Origin of the sequence: Aeromonas eucrenophila, from assembly GCF_000819865.1 — a bacterium.
Lineage (GTDB): Bacteria > Pseudomonadota > Gammaproteobacteria > Enterobacterales > Aeromonadaceae > Aeromonas > Aeromonas eucrenophila.
The window spans coordinates 775,190-790,795 of record NZ_CDDF01000005.1; the positions used below are offsets into that span (position 1 = coordinate 775,190).

At 60.4% G+C, this 15,606-nt stretch carries 13 protein-coding genes; 9 read left to right on the plus strand and 4 right to left on the minus strand.

All coding sequences use genetic code 11. From position 1 onward, the window contains the following. The first annotated feature begins 933 nt into the window (after positions 1-933). The 4 genes from BN1124_RS07440 to BN1124_RS07455 all read left to right on the plus strand — a co-directional run bounded on the left by BN1124_RS07440 (position 934) and on the right by BN1124_RS07455 (position 5,356). Positions 934-1,341, plus strand: coding sequence for a winged helix-turn-helix domain-containing protein (locus tag BN1124_RS07440; protein ID WP_042640502.1), 408 nt, complete (start codon positions 934-936; stop codon positions 1,339-1,341). Continuing rightward, the gene (locus tag BN1124_RS07445; protein WP_042640504.1) at positions 1,334-2,029 is read left to right on the plus strand and encodes an EAL domain-containing protein; all 696 of its coding nucleotides are present in this window, start codon (positions 1,334-1,336) and stop codon (positions 2,027-2,029) included. Before BN1124_RS07440 ends, BN1124_RS07445 begins: the two co-directional genes overlap by 8 nt. Positions 2,030-2,795: 766 nt before the next feature. Beyond that, entirely contained in the window at positions 2,796-3,500 is a 705-nt protein-coding gene (locus BN1124_RS07450; protein ID WP_042640506.1) for an EAL domain-containing protein, read from the plus strand. A gap of 362 nt (positions 3,501-3,862) precedes the next feature. Further along, positions 3,863-5,356 (plus strand): sensor domain-containing diguanylate cyclase, encoded by a 1,494-nt coding sequence (locus tag BN1124_RS07455; RefSeq protein WP_048822936.1) that lies wholly within the window; start codon positions 3,863-3,865, stop codon positions 5,354-5,356. A gap of 219 nt (positions 5,357-5,575) precedes the next feature. Here the strand turns inward: BN1124_RS07455 and BN1124_RS07460 are convergent, their stop codons facing one another. Together BN1124_RS07460 and asp are read right to left on the minus strand one after the other, a co-directional pair. After that, complete coding sequence (locus tag BN1124_RS07460) at positions 5,576-6,037, minus strand: serine protease chaperone (RefSeq protein ID WP_042640508.1); 462 nt, start codon at positions 6,035-6,037, stop codon at positions 5,576-5,578. A 19-nt stretch (positions 6,038-6,056) separates the two neighbouring features. Then, positions 6,057-7,934, minus strand: coding sequence for a serine protease Asp (asp, locus tag BN1124_RS07465; RefSeq protein ID WP_042640510.1), 1,878 nt, complete (start codon positions 7,932-7,934; stop codon positions 6,057-6,059). Positions 7,935-8,261: 327 nt separating this feature from the next. Between asp and modF the strand changes: the two genes are divergently transcribed. Further along, on the plus strand, positions 8,262-9,719 hold the full coding sequence (gene modF, locus BN1124_RS07470) for a molybdate ABC transporter ATP-binding protein ModF (protein ID WP_042640512.1): 1,458 nt from the start codon (positions 8,262-8,264) through the stop codon (positions 9,717-9,719). Here the strand turns inward: modF and BN1124_RS07475 are convergent. Next, positions 9,712-10,251 carry an isochorismatase family protein gene (locus BN1124_RS07475; protein ID WP_042640514.1) on the minus strand — a complete coding sequence of 180 codons (540 nt, stop codon included), beginning with the start codon at positions 10,249-10,251 and terminating at the stop codon, positions 9,712-9,714. The genes modF and BN1124_RS07475 overlap by 8 nt on opposite strands. A 243-nt stretch (positions 10,252-10,494) precedes the next feature. Between BN1124_RS07475 and BN1124_RS07485 the strand changes: the two genes are divergently transcribed. Continuing rightward, on the plus strand, positions 10,495-10,692 hold the full coding sequence (locus BN1124_RS07485) for a hypothetical protein (RefSeq protein WP_042640518.1): 198 nt from the start codon (positions 10,495-10,497) through the stop codon (positions 10,690-10,692). A gap of 471 nt (positions 10,693-11,163) precedes the next feature. Then, a complete protein-coding gene (locus tag BN1124_RS07490; protein WP_042640519.1) occupies positions 11,164-11,985 on the plus strand; it encodes a MetQ/NlpA family ABC transporter substrate-binding protein in 822 nt (273 codons plus the stop codon). A 78-nt stretch (positions 11,986-12,063) separates the two neighbouring features. Here the strand turns inward: BN1124_RS07490 and BN1124_RS07495 are convergent, their stop codons facing one another. Then, positions 12,064-12,786, minus strand: coding sequence for a phosphatase PAP2 family protein (locus tag BN1124_RS07495; RefSeq protein WP_042640521.1), 723 nt, complete (start codon positions 12,784-12,786; stop codon positions 12,064-12,066). A 298-nt stretch (positions 12,787-13,084) separates the two neighbouring features. On the opposite strand from BN1124_RS07495, the gene BN1124_RS07500 reads away from it, so the two are divergent. Together BN1124_RS07500 and BN1124_RS07505 are read left to right on the plus strand one after the other, a co-directional pair. Beyond that, a complete protein-coding gene (locus BN1124_RS07500; RefSeq protein ID WP_042640524.1) occupies positions 13,085-14,206 on the plus strand; it encodes a 4-phosphoerythronate dehydrogenase in 1,122 nt (373 codons plus the stop codon). Between the two features lie 138 nt (positions 14,207-14,344). Continuing rightward, positions 14,345-15,361 carry an aspartate-semialdehyde dehydrogenase gene (locus BN1124_RS07505; RefSeq protein ID WP_042640526.1) on the plus strand — a complete coding sequence of 339 codons (1,017 nt, stop codon included), beginning with the start codon at positions 14,345-14,347 and terminating at the stop codon, positions 15,359-15,361. Positions 15,362-15,606: the final 245 nt, after the last annotated feature.

Sequence of the window (15,606 nt, forward strand, 5' to 3'; positions counted from 1 at the left end):
GACTTCCTCTAACTGTCTGAATAAAAATTGGAAAATACGATATCTATGCCAGATGGTGAGGTGGCCGCTCTGGTGGCGGTTTACCATGGGCAGAGAGGGCGGGCTCATCCTTGGGTGTGGATGAAATGGGCCAGGAGCAGGTTAACAAGTTGGCGCAGGCCAGCATTGCCCCGGGGGAGCGAGAAATGTGCCGTTGGGAGCAAGAGGAGCAAGTTGTGACCCCGATCCCATTGGCCGGGGAAGTGGTGAGGCTGATGGCGTGGTGCCCGAAGAGAGGGCGGCTATAGGGTGATGGCACCGCCATGGACGGTAATGTGAAGCAGGCGCCTCATCCTATTATCTTATCGGATTGAAGCAGGACTAGAGAGCTGCCTAAATAACCATTCAGGTTATTATTTAGGCGACATCTGGTGGATACCAACCAATTTATTCTCCATAGAGGCTATGGTCGGCCTCTTATTAATAAGGCCGAACTGGCCCGATATATTGGCGATAGGGATCCCGTACTGACATATCCCCTGATAATAGAGCCCTGCCCAGCAGGGTGAGATCCCGCATATTGGCATTATTCTCATCAAGCTGGCCATCTCGTCCCACATCACCCGGGCGGGCACTCACCCGACACAGATGCTGAGTGTTAGCTCCATCATCTTTTTTAACAAAAATAAAATTTGCAGTTTTATAAATTGCAATTCATGCATTTTAAAGAGATTAAATTCCGCCCGCATGAGTCCTATTAATCGAATGATCTTGCGTATGTTACTGTTATATATGTAATTTATTATTTTTTGAATAAATTATTTTATTATCATCAATTCACGCACCACTTCTGTGAGAATACCGTTGTTCAACCTGAACACGACGATTGGGCGGTCATGACGGAGCGCAGAGGGGATGCAGGATCGTCGGTTACGGTGAACACGGAGGCTGGTTATGCTTGAATTTGAAATGATAAAAGAGCGCAAAGAACGCGCAGCGGCAATTTACTTGGTAAACAAGGACAGAAGCATCGTTGTCGATCTGATGAATGGTACTTTTACCTTTCTGTATTTTGCCGGTACGCAGCAGAGTCAAATAATAAGAATGGGCTCGAGAGAAGCCAGTGTCCTCCGATACCTAGTGAGCAACAGCGGTTATCTGGTGTCCAAGGATGAAATATTGAACAGCGTCTGGCATGGCCGGATTGTGTGTGAAAATACGGTGTCGGTGGCATTGTCCAATATCAGAAAGCTCTTGCGAAGGGTGGATCAGGATTGCCGTTGTCTGGTGACGGTCGCCAGAGCCGGCTACATATTTTACCCCTACCGCTCGGGATTCACCGTCGAGGTTAGCCATGACTGACCATCTGGAGAGGGCGCAGTTAGGGGTCATCAGGCACGCCCTGGAACCCATCGTCGAGCTCGATGCCGGCCATATTCTGTCATTTGAAGTCTGTTCATTCTCCGAGAGCAAGGCTCTGCTCGATCAGTCGTACTTTGGCGATGTCGAGCAGTACCCCATGGTCTCGCTGCTGACGCGACAGCTGGAGTTTTTTCAGAAACTGAACCTGCACGAGCCCCAGCTCTACCGTGCGGCCTTTGTCAACGTGCCCCCCAGCCTGTTTGAGCACTGGTTGTCATGGCAAGACTTCGTCCCCTTTATCCTCCAATTCCGGCTGAGCATCGGCTGCAACACGGCCAGCCTGGTCGATGGCATGTCAGCGCAGGCCCTGGAGCGTCTCCTGCAGCTCAAGGAGCTGGGAGTGACGCTCTGGCTGAATAATGCCGATGACGCCTTGTACAAGGTGCCTGCCGATATCTTGCACGCCTTCAGCGGCATCAAGATAAACAAGCGCTTCTTCTGGCAATGCTTCAACAGGAATGACGCGGCCTTCATGGAGCATGCCTTCGCGGTCTGGGGCAACAAGAGCGTCATCGTCGAGGGCGTCGAGAACAGGCACCACCTCTCCTTTGTCAGGGCCCAGGGGCTGATGCAGGGGCAGGGATTTCATTGGCGAGCGAAGCTGTCGCGCCATGCCCACTGGCACTGAGGCCATGGCAGGATCCGCCCATCGAAGCTAACCTAGCGTCCGCATATCGACCTCGTTCGGGTCAGTGTATGCGAAACCGTCCGATGGCCCGGGCTTTATCCCCTGGCGCTGTCCGGGGAGGAGGCACAAGGCTGGCTGATCTCGGGCTGGTTCAATCCACTCATGATAAATCGGCGCCCCAATGGCGCCGTTTCCCATGGAAATAACCTTCGTCACCGCTATCGATAACATCTGAGTATCACATCAAGAAATAAGGAGAATTATGGGAACCTGTCAGACGCCAGGCTTCTTATGGGTTGTCTCCTCGCCATGAAATAAAGACTGGTCTTGAAAGCGCTTTCTTATTGCTGTCCTCGATGTTGATAAGTGCAATGGCTCAGGATTTAATTCCAAAGAATGTTGAAAATCCACTTTTTCATCTTGCTCATTCTCCCCCCTTCTCTCAGTTGTTTTCCTGTACCGCATTGTTATATAACGTTTTTATTGCTTTGCAATGGCTGTGTGATTTTATGGTCCTTCACCTGTTTCCTTATTTTTTGAGCATAAAATGATTCAGTCTGGATACAGCAAGCGAATTGATAATAGCGCCGCATAAGGGGAGAAGTCGGTGGGCCAGACAGGGTCATGGCATGGGTTGGTAAAGAGGTGGCCATGTTTGGGGTGGATATCCGAGATGAGGGAGTGACTCGTTCGAGTTATTTTTTTTGTCATTGCCTGGTGGCTGTCACCCTATTCTATCCACGCCACTCAGGAGGGGTAATAGCGGATGACGATCACCATTTGCCATAGCGCCGAAACTTCTCACTATATCCGGCACACGATTGAACCCATCGCCCATCTCCATGCCGGGGATATTATGGCAGTTGAAGTTATTTCATTTTCAGAACATAAGGCTGTTTTCTCTAAAGCCGATTTCAACAGCATGGCCACTCCTTACGCCACATGGCTATTCACACAGCAACTGGCGTTCTTCCAGGCGCTGCATAAAAACGACAATGGCCTCTATCACACGGCGTTTCTCAGTGTCGACCTGACGTTGATGGAGTGTTTTATCTCTTGGGACGATTTCAGTGCGTTGATATCGGGTTTTGGACTGAGCATGGCCTTCGAGATGGCGGATATCGCCGGGGGCATCTCTGATGTGGCGTTGAGCAATATGGCGAGGCTCAGACAGTCAGGGGTCAAGTTATGGATAAACAATGCCGACGAATCCTTGCTGTCCATGGACCATGTGTCATCAGCCTTGTTCGATGGCATCAGGGTCAATAAGCAATTCTTCTGGCGCAGTTTCACCCGGTGCGATGACACCGCCATGACCCGGCTCACGGCGGCATGGGGTCATGACAATGTGATCCTCGAGGGGATCGAAAATAAACATCACCTCGCTTTCGTCAAGTTACATGGTTATGTGCAGGGGCAGGGTTTTTACTGGCGGGCAAAATTATCACGCAGCCTCATCTCGAGTCAGTGACAGCTGAATAACCTCATCGGTTCGAAGCAATGCGGTAAACACATATTAAAAATATTCGACCGTGCTTTTATATGGACATGCAGAAAATAAAACGCCAGCACCTCTCATCTTATAAAAAGGGAGCAATGGCGATGAATCACAATGCATTGATGGCTGATATCCATATCGGCGTGATGCTGTGCATCAATGAATTTCCCTGACTGAACCTTGTCGCCAATATGGACAAGGCGGGCTGATGCCTGCTTCATCGCGAGCGGGTCGGGGCCATACCATGAGATATATCGAGGGTCTCCTGCATGTCTCACACCGTCCGTCCAACGACCAAATATGCTTTCAGTACCAAATATTTCTGGTTACTGGCCATGCCCATGTTGCTGGGGATCGGCGGTGTATTTGCACTCTCTATCTTTAACCACCGCGCCGCGGTGGAGCAGAAGTTGATCATTCTCAACCACGCCATCGCGATCGCCGAAGAGGAGAGCCTCGAGCAGGTGGAGCAGGTGCTGGCCACCGAGGTCAACGCCGACGAACTGCGCCCCCTGACCTTCTCCGACGAGACCAAGGCCTACAGTCGCAACCTCTGGAATGGCAAGGTGACGCTCGGCAATCAGTTGAACCTGATCTACTACGCCGATTCGAGCGGGCAGAGTTTTTCCAACGACGAGGAGCAGGATCTGGCCTGGGATGCCAGCAAGCTTGACTCGACGAGCCGCACCTGGTTCAAGGGGGCGCTCGGCACGTCCGGTTTCAACTGGACCGGGGCCTATCAGGACGGGTTGACCGGGGCCTATACCCTGACCGTCTCCCATCGGCTCAAGCCCTTTGACGGGGTGAAGGATCGCGTCATCAGCCTCGACATCAACCTGCCCGCCTGGTCGCAGCGGCTCAGCACCATGCTCTACCGGGACAACGGCTTGAATCACCTGCTGTTTGACCGAACCACCGGCCAGATCCTGGTCCACTCCCAGGCCGAGCTCAATGGGCAGGTCGTCGCCTATCCCTGGTTAGCGCGGCTGGAGGGGGCATCCGGCACCTTCTTCTCGGACAAGATCGGCCAATACGTGGCTTATCAGGCCCTGCCGGGGCGTTCGAACATACTGGCGATCACGACGCAGCCGAGGCGAGACGCGGTGGCCCTGGTGGGGGGCGGTGCCGTCATGGTGCTGCTGCTGTTGTCGAGCGCTCTGTTCATCGTGATGGCGATCCTCTTTCGCTTGCGGCTGTCGGCGCTGATCGGGGGGCTTATCCAGATGGTGCGCCTGCTGCGTTTGAGTTCGACGCAGGAGAGGGCGACGATGATCCTGCCCGATTTCCCGGAGATAGCGGAGCTGCACGAGGAGCTGAATCTGGTCTCCGATCGCTTGCAGGCGTCGCACGATGCGGCCAATCGGGACGCGCTGACCGGTCTTTACAATCGTCGCTTCCTGGATGAACGGCTCAGGCAACTGCACAGCGAGGGGAAGCCGTTCGTGCTGGCGCTGGTGGATCTCGACAACTTCAAAAGCATCAATGACGGCTATGGCCATGCCGTCGGTGATGTGGTGCTGCGCCGCTGCGCCTCGCTCGGGCAGGAGCGGCTGGCCAATGCGGCGTCCCTGTGCCGCTATGGTGGCGAGGAGCTGGTCGCCCTGTTCGAACACTGCACCCTGGCCGAGGCCGAATGGATGATGACGCTGTGGCGCCAGGGGGTGGGTGAGATGAAGTGGCGGGATGATGCGATGAAGGTGACCTTCAGCGGCGGCATCGGTGCGGCCGAGGGGCGCACTCCGGAGGAGCTGATGGAGCTGATCGATCAGGCGTTGTACCGCGCCAAGCAAGATGGCAAGGATCGCATCTACCGCGCCACCGGCCTTTGATGGAACAATCCTGCCACCCTTCTGTGCGGTGGTTGGTGGGCGTTGACCGCGCCCGCTTGCCAGCCGGGCGCGAGGCGTGGCAGAGGGAGCCCGGATGCGGGCCATCTCCCCTTGCCAGGATCCTGGCGTCTTCTCCCATCACATCCATCGGCGACCGGCCGACCATGAAAAAGGGGCCAGTGGCCCCTTTGACGTGATCCCGCGGGATCGGATGCTATCTCACTTGGGCTGCTGCTGGGCGCCCCCCAGCTCTATCTGCACCTCTATGCCCTCCTGTTTCAGCTGACTGGCGATGGCGTTGAGATCCGTGCCTGGCTTGGCCTCCAGCAGGGCGATGCCGCCGCTGCTCTGCTTGAAGCGCAGACCGTGGCGGCTTGCCAGCGCCTTCGCCTCGGCATCCTCGGCCGCCACCAGCAGGGTGCCGCTGACGATGAGCTCAGGGCTTGCGACCCCTTGCAACAAGACGTCGCCGCTGCGCAGGCTGGGTTGTACCGCCTTGCCATCCAGACTGCGGGCGACCCGCTTCTTGCTGCCGTTATCCGGCGTGAGGTAGGTCTGACCGTTCACCTCTATGGTGCGGTACTGTTTGCCATCGACCACCACGGATTCGTCGGCCGTGGCCGACACGGAGACCGAGGCCAGCAGGCTTGCCAGGGCAAGGCTGAGTAAGCTGTGTTTCATGTTGTGACTCCTGTGCACGTTAGAGAGGGGCTGCGTCATGGCCGATCACCTTGAGGGACCAGTTGAGCAGTTGACCCGGCTGGCTGTTGTTGCGCTCGGTCAGGGTGCTGCGCACATTGGTGCCGCGATTGAGCAAGGAGACCTGACGGGTGCCGCTGGCGACGTCGGTCACCGCCAGTTGCCACTCACCCTCGGCGGATTCCCCGTAGAACTTGTGGGAGAGCATGCGCATGTCGCGCAGCCCCTTGGTGCGCACGTATCTCAGCTGCTGCCGGTCGAGGGATTGCCCCACCAGGCTGTTGTTGGGGTTGAGCAGCACGCTGCGGGTGCCGGACGGGGAGACCAGCTCGATCAGCAAGTCAGGCAGACGCTGGTGATCCAGGGTGACCAGCACCTGCACCGCTTCCACGGTCAGCGCCTGATCGACCCGGGTGCTGGAGGTGGTCGGGCCGCTGCCCAGATCCGGGATGGCGCCTGCGGCGCGATCCTGCACCGTCACCTTCTGCCACGGCAGTTGGACCAGCGGCGGCAGGGGATTGTGAGTGGCGGCGCTCGCCAGGGTCTTGTTCACATCGATGAGGCCAAAGCCATAGGTCGGGTTGAACCAGATCCCGGCGGCGTTGCGCTCCCAGCCTTCCAGCCCGGTCACCTGGCGCTGCTGGCCGTTGGCCGCCCTGTAGCTCAGTTGCACCGCCGCCTGATTGGCGTCGATGCGGGTGGCATTGCGCGCCAGCAGATCCCGCAGATCCCGCACCGACAGATCCGGATAGGCCGACATCAAGAGTGCCATGGCGCCGGCTGTGTTCGGGGTGGCCGAGGAGGTGCCGTTCATGGTGCCGTTGTAGTCGCAGCTGGCATCCAGCGCCGGGTTGCCGTGCAACCGGTTGGTGCTGGGATCGTCTACCCGGTTGTAGCCCATGTCGCAGCCGGGCAGGTCGGTGGTCACTATGGCAGGGGAGGCGGTGCCGTACTCGCCGCCCGGGGCCGTCAGGAACACGTTGCTGCCGACGCTGGAGTAGGAGGAGCGCACGCCGTCCGCGTTGCTGGCGCTGACCACCAGGTTCCAGAAGTTGCTGTTGGAGGGATCGATGTTGCTGTTTTCAAACGGCAATCTGAGCTCGCCACCGGTGCGGTTGAGCACATAGTTGCCGGCGGCGATGCGGCTAAAGCCGTTGCCCGCCGCCTTGATATAGGCCGCCCCTTGATCCTTCTGAGTCATCTGCTCGAACAGGCGATCGAGTTGCACCTGATCCAGCCCGTTGGCCCCCTGCGGGTCGACCAGGCTCATGCCGTAGCTCTGGTTGAAGACGCGGTTGTCACTGCTTGCCTGGCTGCTGCCGAGGGCATAGAGCCAATCTTGCTGTAACTGCTGGCTGTTGTCGTCGAGCAGGTTGAAGCCCTGCAACTGGGCACGGGGGGCCACCCCCCGGGTGCCGATGGCGTTGTCCACCGCGGCTATGATGCCGGAGACGGAAGTGCCGTGGGCGCTGTCCGGATCGGTCGGGGTCGGGTCATTGCTGCCGGTCACCACGTTCTTGGAGCCGGGGCGAACGTTGTCCGCCAGATCCGGGTGGGCGATGGCCAGACCATCGTCTACCACGGCCACGTTGATCCCCTGGCCGAGCACCGAGGTGCGGTGGGCCCACCAGAGATTGAGGTCATTGCCCGCTACGCCGCCACGGGCGCTGAAGGAATCCTGACCGCTGTTGAGCAGGTGCCACTGTTGATCTTGCAGAGGGTTGATGCCGGGCAGGCAGCGTTCTGCGCTGGTGCGGCCGGTGTCCAGGTTGGCTTCTCTGCCGGTGAGGGGGGTACAACTCTCTGTCGCCTGAACCGAAGTGACAGGCAGGGCCGAGAGCAGGGCCGTGATTGCCAACGCTAGTGATGTTTTTCTCATTGATAAACTCCATCTTAAGGGCGCACCGTCCGAGGTGCGCTGGCATCTATACATGAGAAATTGCGATTCAAAAGACTCTCCATTCAAGAGTTGTGAAGGGGTTCATACAAATCTCAAATAAGCCCATATGGGGGTATAAACGGGACCAAGATCATGTTTTATTGAGAGCTATTCGCATCCATTGCTAATGATCTTTTTGTCTATAGCTCTCTCTGTTTTTACACCCATAGAGGGATGCCAGCCCTGGCTCTCCCCTGTGCCGTCCATGGCTGTTGTCCGCCGCGATCCCTGTTAAGGTAGCGACAGACAGGTTAACAGGATGGACTCATGACCCTATTGCAGTGGCACTCGGCCAGGCTGGCCCTTCGCGGCGATCGCACCCTCTTCATTCCCGAACTGACCCTCTCACCGGGGCAGTGCTGGGCCTTCGTCGGCAGCAACGGCAGCGGCAAGACGGCGCTAGCCGCGGCCCTGTGCGGCGAGCTCGCCCTGCAATCGGGGCAGGCCCAAGGGCAACTGGCGGCGGCGCGCCTATCGTTCGAATCTCAGCAGCAACTCGGCGAGCGGGATTATCAGCGGCGCAACACCGACATGCTGGGGGAAGAGGAGGAGGCGGGCTATCAGGTATCCAGCCTGATGCTGGAGGAGGGGGAGGAGCCTGAGGCGCGGACCCTGCTGACACGCTTTGGCATCGAAGGGCTCTGGGAGCGCCCCTACCGTTATCTCTCGAGCGGCGAGGGGCGCAAGCTGCTGTTGGCCCGCGCCCTGTTGTCCAGACCCGAGCTGCTGGTGCTGGACGAGCCGTTCGATGGGCTGGATCAGGGCTCGCGCCACGAGCTGATGGCGCTGCTGGCCCAGCTGGTTGGGGAGGGGCAACGGCTGGTGGTGATCGTCAACCGCTTCGACGAGATCCCCCCCTTCGTCAGCTACCTGGGCCTGCTCGGGGAGCGCTGCCTGCTGCTGGCAGGAGAGCGAGCAGCCGTGCTGGAGAGTCGGGAGGTGGCCCAGCTGGCACGGGTCGAAGGAACCCTGGCAGAGCTGCCGCCGCCCCTGGCGGCCCCCACTCCCTTGCCTGCGGGCCCCCGGGTGCAGATGCGCAAGCTGCGAGTCGCCTACGGGGAGCAGGTGGTCATAGACGGGCTCGACTGGACCATAGCGGAGGGGGAGCACTGGCAGCTGGTGGGCCCCAACGGCGCGGGCAAGTCGACACTGCTCTCCCTCATCACCGGGGATCATCCGCAGGGGTACAGCAACGATCTGCATCTGTTCGGAGTGCGCCGGGGCAGCGGCGAGAGCATCTGGGAGATCAAGCGCCACATCGGGCTGGTCAGCCCGGCCCTGCACCTGGACTACCGCGTCAACTGCTCTGTGCAGACGGTGATCTTGTCGGGCTTTTACGACTCCATCGGCCTCTACAGCCGCCCCGGGGATCGCCAGCTGGCCCTCGCCAACCAGTGGCTGGTCCTGCTCGGGCTGGGGGAGCAGGGGGCCTTGCCGTTTCACAGCCTCTCCTTCGGTCAGCAGCGGCTGGTGCTCATCGCCCGCGCCCTGGTCAAGCATCCGCCGCTGCTCATTCTGGACGAGCCGTTGCAGGGGCTGGATCCCCTCAACCGCCACCTGGTGCGGGAGATGGTGGTGCGCCTCATCGGCGAGGGCACCCAGCTGCTGTTTGTCTCCCACCACGCCGAGGATGCCCCTCCCGGCCTCAGCCACCGCCTGAGCTTCGTGCCGGATGGCGCCGGCGGCTATCGCTATCTGCAGGAGCGATTGGGGGAGGTTATCTGACGAGGACCAGGATCGGGCGAAACGCCGGATGGCGGCAGTCCTCCATCAGCTCGTAGAGGCACATCTCTACCGAGGTGAGATGTGCGCCCCGTGCCGCCAGCTGGCCGATGGCGAGTTCCCGGTTGGCGGCGGTGCGGGACGACGTTGCATCCACCACCAGCGAGACGCCGGCCCCGCTATCGAGCAGCCCCAGCACGCTCTGGTAGACGCAGATATGGGCCTCGATGCCGCACACTAGCCAATGCTTGACCCCGCTCTCGACGAGGGCCGCCGCCACCCGTGGCTCCCCCAGGGCACCGAAGCTGAACTTGGCCAGCACTGGGCTGCCGGCTTGCAGCGGCTGCAGCTCGGGCACGGTGGCGCCGAGCTTGTCCGGATTTTGCTCCAGCCAGATCACCGGCAAGCCCAGGGCCTGCGCCCCCTGCACCAGCCGCGCCGTGTTGGCGATCAGCTCCTCACTCCCCTCCACCAATCGGGCCAGCTTGCCCTGAATGTCGACGACCAGCAGGCCGGTCTGGTTGCTCTGCAGCATTACTGTCTCCTCGATAAATAGCGGATGAGAAAGGGCGCCATATTGAGACCCATTGCCTCGTACATCTCGAAACAAATTTTGCGCTGACGCCCCCGGCGGGCGGGGTTAGTATCCGCGCCATGAGACGGGTCACCAGCCGTGCTCGCCCGGCGTGGCGAGCGGCATCGGCTGTCATCGGTCTCTGTAGTGGGAATGACCATGCCTTCGTAGTCGGACGATATTTTATTAACGATGGGTATCACCATGAAGAAAATAATCCTGTTTGTCCCCCTGATCGGCCTCCTGGCCGGTTGTTCCAGCCCGGCGCAACGCATGGCGGATTGCCAGGCGCAGGGGATCAGCAAGGACACCTGCTATCTGGCGGAGCAGAATCGCCAGACCGCCCTCCAGGCTACCTACCAAAAGCAGGCGATGGAGAACGCCAGCAAGGCGGTCAAATAAACCGGCGCCAGCCGTGCATTGCCAAGGCCCTGCCGTCGATGACGGCGGGGCTTTTTGTTGGGCCCAGATTGTTGAAAGCACCTTGTTGCAGTCGGATTGCCGAGTGCGAATGGATGTCCCGCCTCACTTCCCCGCAAGTTGCAGACCATCCGTTCTCTCCCGGCGAGTATGCTGGGTTGCCCGAACCTGGCGACATCCCAACACCACCATAGGCCAGCCGAGCCCACCGGGGGAGGGTGCAATGGGATAACTGTGTGGTTTATCAAAGATTTTCTGTGCTGGAGACATGAGGGGCTTAACTACCTTGCGGTTAAGCTTGCCCGATTTTGTTGCTTGGCGAAGTCGAAAGGCTCTGCTATGGTGGCTGAAATTAGCCATTTGGATGGCTAGATGGTTGTGGTGGTACTGCCCGTCGTGGCAAAGACCGCAACCCGGCCACCGTTTCGATGATCAGTACGACAAGGAGTCCCCATGCAGCGCCGTTCCTTCTTCAAACTCTCCGCCCTTGCCCTGCTCGCCGGCAGCGTCTCTTTCACCGCCCTTGCCGCCGATCCGGCCAAGCAGGAGATAGTGATCGGCACCACGGTGGGGGATTTTGCCGACATGGTGACCGACTCCATCAAGCCGCAGCTGGAGGCCAAGGGCTACAAGGTGAAACTGGTGGAATTCACCGACTACGTGACCCCCAACATCGCCCTGGCCGACGGCTCGCTCGATGTGAACTGCTTCCAGCACAAGCCGTACCTTGAGAGTTTTGCCAAGGACAGGGGCCTGTCCCTGGCCCCCATCACCCAGGTGCCGACCGGCCCCATGGGGCTCTATTCCGGCAAGCTGGCCGAGCTGAAGGCGCTTAAGGAAGGGAGCACTGTCGCCATCCCGAACGACCCCACCAACCAGGCGCGGGCCCTGTTGATGCTGCAAGATCTTGGCTGGCTCACCCTGAAAGAGGGGATCAACCCCCTCAAGGCGAGCGAGTTTGATGTGGTGAAGAACCCGCACAATATCAAGCTGGTGCTGCTGGAAGCGGCGCAGCTGCCCCGCTCCCGCGAAGATGTGGACTTCTCCGTCATCAACGGCAACTTCGCCGCCTCCAGCGGCATCCCGTTCAGCACAGGGCTCTTCCTCGAGCGCAGCTACGACTTCATCAACTGGGTGGTGGTGAAGAGCGATGACGCGGCCAAACCCTTCGCCAAGGACGTGATCGACGCCTACAACTCCCCCGAGTTCAAGGCTTATGCCGCCAAGCGCTTCCAAGGCTACAAGTACCCCCAAGGTTGGCAGAGCAAGGGCTGATAGCCCGCACGACGGATAGTAAAACGGGCACTCTGGGGTGCCCGTTGTCATTGATGCGCTGCGTATCTTGCTGACGAGTCAGTAACGGTGCAGCCACCAGCGGGCGGCCAGCAGGGCGGTCAGGCTGCCGAGCAGGGCGCTCGCCAGCACGTCCAGCGGCCAGTGCATGCCGATCAGGGTGCGTGACAGGGCGATGGCGACGGCCCAGACCGGCAGCAGCCAGGCGCCTCTGGGGGCGCGGGCCAGCCAGATCAGGCCGAAGAACTGGGCGAGGCTCATGGCGGCGATGCTGTGGCCTGAGGGGAAGGCGTAGTTCACCTCGCCCTGCCAGTGGTTGCCAAGCCATTGGGGCAGCGCCAGCAACTGGCTCGCCGCGTGGACCTGCTCGCTGCGCAGATCTGGGCTGGCGGCATAGAACTGGCGAATGGCGGGGATGAGGTTCTGACCCTCCAGCCAGAGCAGATAGGGGCGGGGCTCCTCGGTCAGCTGCTTGATGAGGCTCTTGATCACCCAGTCCCCCACCAGCACCGCAAACAGCGCCGCCCCCAGGGCCAGCAGGGCGGATCTCTCCAGCGTCAGCTTGTGTCGGGTCAGCAGCAGCAGGGCGGCTATGGTCAGGGCGATGCCGGGCACGTCCACCATGCGGGTGAGGGCATAGGGCCACCACAGCCAGGCCGATTGCAGGGAATGCTGCATGAAGGGTTGCCAGGGCAGGCAGGCCAGCAGTACCAGCGGCAGGATCAGGGCGGCGCTAAAACCCAGCACCTGACGGCGTGGCAGCGAAGAGGGTAGCGTTGTCATGACGAGGCTCTTAACGGGGCGGCCCGGCGGCCGCTAAAAAAGAGGCGCCATTGTGCCAGCCAGGATCCCCGGGTCAAGTCGCGGGGCAGGGGCAACAACATGCGGTTACATATTGGTGCCTGCCATCGTGGCTGGGAGGGGAAATCCCTGGACGGGGTCTCGAGGCGCCTTATGTCAGGTTGGATATGGCCGCTCTCGCCCTTGGACCATGAGAATAAGCATCTGAAACTCGAGGCGCTTTGCGCTAGAATGTCGCCCCTGTGGCCGGTTGTGACCCTCAAGCTCATAAGAGAAACTGATGAAAATCGTCGTTGATGAAAATATGCCCCATGCCCGGGAGCTGTTTGCCGAGTTTGGCGAGGTGGTCCCCCTGCTCGGGCGGCAGATCTCGGCATCGGATCTGCAGGATGCGGACGTGCTGCTGGTGCGCTCCGTGACCCGGGTCGATGCCAGCCTGCTCGCGAGCAGCCCGCGGCTCGCATTCGTCGGCACCGCCACCATAGGCACGGATCACATCGACAAGTCGCTGCTGGCCACCAGGGGCATCCCCTTCTTCAGCGCCCCCGGTTGCAACAAGTATTCGGTCGGTGACTATGTGCTCTCGGCCTTGTTGGTTGTGGCGGAGCGCCATGAGCTGGTCTTGAGCGACATGAGCCTCGCCGTCATAGGCGCGGGCAACACCGGCGAGTGCGTGGCGGGCAAGGCCGAGGCGCTCGGCATGAAGGTGCTGCGCTGCGATCCGCCCAGGGCACGCACCGAGGGCGCCGCCAGTTTTGTGGATTACCAGACGGCGCTTGAGGCCGATTTCGTCAGCTTCCATGTGCCACTGACCCGCAGCGGGGACGATGCCACCTTCCACCTGCTGGATGCAGAGCAGATCGCCGCCCGCCCAGCCGGGCAGTTCCTTATCAACGCCTCCCGCGGCGAGGTGTGGGACAACCGGGCCCTGCTCGTCCGCCAGCAGGGCGATGCGCCCCTGCGGCTGGTGATGGACGTCTGGGAAGGGGAGCCCGAGCCGCTGAAGGCGCTGGTGCCTCATACCGAGATAGCGACCCCGCACATCGCCGGTTACAGCCTGGAAGGCAAGGCGCGCGGCACCTGGATGCTCTATCAGGCGCTCTGCCAGCAGCTGGGTCGCACGCCGCGCCAGGATCTGCAAGCCCTGCTGCCTGCCCCCGAGGTGCGCGAGCTGACGCCGGGTCAGGGCACGGATCAGGCGCTTATCAAGCAACTCGTGCACCTTATTTATGACGTGCGCCGGGACGACGCCCGTTTTCGCAACCGACTGGCACAGCCCGGCAGCTTCGATGAGCAGCGCAAACATTACCCGGAGCGACGGGAGCTATCCTCCTTGCAGGTGCGTGGCCCCTTCGCGAGCGAGACCCTGGCCCGGCTCGGCTTCATGGTCCAAGCCGGCTAAACCGGATGCAACACCGGCCAGGGCGATGTCGCCCGGCCCGAGCCGACCCGAGTCGGCTCCTCAACCCTCATATCAGGCAGGTCTGCCTGCCAGCGGTGACGCCAGCCGTCACCGTCATCATCACAGGAGAGAACATCAGTGAGTCAGCAATTCAACGTAGCGGTATTGGGCGCGAGCGGCGCCGTGGGTGAAGCCATGATCGAAGTCCTGGCGGAGCGCGCCTTCCCGGTGGACACTCTCTACCCGCTGGCCTCCAGTCGCAGCGCCGGTGATACCGTGCGCTTTGGCAGCAAGAACGTCGAGATCCTGGACGTGGAAGAGTTTGACTGGAGCCAGGTGCAGATCGCGCTCTTCTCCGCCGGCGCCGAGGTCTCCGCCAAGTGGGCGCCGATCGCCGCCGAGCACGGCTGCATCGTCATCGACAACACCTCCTGCTTCCGTTACGACGAGGACGTGCCTCTGGTCATTCCGGAAGTGAACCCGGACGCCCTGGCAGATTTTCGCAACCGCAACATCATCGCCAACCCGAACTGCTCCACCATCCAGATGCTGGTGGCGCTCAAGCCCCTGCAGGATGAGGTGGGGATCGCCCGCATCAACGTGGCGACCTACCAGTCCGTCTCCGGCTCCGGCAAGGAAGGGGTGAGCGAGCTGGCGGGTCAGACCGCCCACCTGCTCAACGGCCGTCCGGTGGAGCCGACCCTCTACCCGCAGCAGATCGCCTTCAACCTGATCCCGCAGATCGACAGCTTCACCGACAACGGTTACACCCGGGAAGAGATGAAGATGGTGTGGGAAACCCAGAAGATCCTGGGGGATGCCAGCATCGCCGTGAACCCCACCTGCGTGCGGGTGCCGGTGTTCTACGGCCACGCCGAGGCGGTGCACGTCGAGCTGCACCAGCCGCTGGACGCCGAGCAGGTCAAGGAGCTGCTGCGCAATGCGCCGGGCGTCACCCTGTTCGATGACGACGCCGACTACCCGACCCCGGTGCGCGACGCCACCGGCAAGGACGAGGTGCTGGTGGGCCGGGTGCGCCAGGATATTTCTCACCCGAGCGGTATCAATATGTGGATCGTGGCCGATAACGTTCGTAAGGGTGCGGCAACCAACAGCGTGCAGATCGCCGAACTGCTGGTGCGTGACTACCTCTAAGCCTGGCGGTCGCCCGGTGGCGGGGAAGGAGCTCCGCCCCGAATCAAGGTTTCCAGATGTGACCAAACACGCAGTCTCCGGTGTTGGGAATGTTGCGTGAGATCAGTCGATTAAGTTTTTTTCTACACTCTTTCCGGTACGCTGACCCGCATTGGGTGCGCGCCGGGCACGAGTTGAACGCTAAATATGTCGGATCGCTGGCTTGAGACTGGCGCCTGATTTATATTGAGCCGATTGTTTTGGGG

Excerpts from the sequence above, each read along its gene's own strand:
- BN1124_RS07475 (WP_042640514.1), bottom strand. The coding sequence starts at position 10,251 with ATGCTGCAGAGCAACCAGACCGGCCTGCTGGTCGTCGACATTCAGGGC.
- BN1124_RS07450 (WP_042640506.1), top strand. The coding sequence starts at position 2,796 with ATGACGATCACCATTTGCCATAGCGCCGAAACTTCTCACTATATCCGG.
- modF (WP_042640512.1), top strand. The coding sequence starts at position 8,262 with ATGACCCTATTGCAGTGGCACTCGGCCAGGCTGGCCCTTCGCGGCGAT.
- BN1124_RS07500 (WP_042640524.1), top strand. The coding sequence starts at position 13,085 with ATGAAAATCGTCGTTGATGAAAATATGCCCCATGCCCGGGAGCTGTTT.
- BN1124_RS07440 (WP_042640502.1), top strand. The coding sequence starts at position 934 with ATGCTTGAATTTGAAATGATAAAAGAGCGCAAAGAACGCGCAGCGGCA.
- BN1124_RS07455 (WP_048822936.1), top strand. The coding sequence starts at position 3,863 with ATGCCCATGTTGCTGGGGATCGGCGGTGTATTTGCACTCTCTATCTTT.
- BN1124_RS07460 (WP_042640508.1), bottom strand. The coding sequence starts at position 6,037 with ATGAAACACAGCTTACTCAGCCTTGCCCTGGCAAGCCTGCTGGCCTCG.
- BN1124_RS07495 (WP_042640521.1), bottom strand. The coding sequence starts at position 12,786 with ATGACAACGCTACCCTCTTCGCTGCCACGCCGTCAGGTGCTGGGTTTT.
- asp (WP_042640510.1), bottom strand. The coding sequence starts at position 7,934 with ATGAGAAAAACATCACTAGCGTTGGCAATCACGGCCCTGCTCTCGGCC.
- BN1124_RS07485 (WP_042640518.1), top strand. The coding sequence starts at position 10,495 with ATGAAGAAAATAATCCTGTTTGTCCCCCTGATCGGCCTCCTGGCCGGT.
- BN1124_RS07490 (WP_042640519.1), top strand. The coding sequence starts at position 11,164 with ATGCAGCGCCGTTCCTTCTTCAAACTCTCCGCCCTTGCCCTGCTCGCC.
- BN1124_RS07445 (WP_042640504.1), top strand. The coding sequence starts at position 1,334 with ATGACTGACCATCTGGAGAGGGCGCAGTTAGGGGTCATCAGGCACGCC.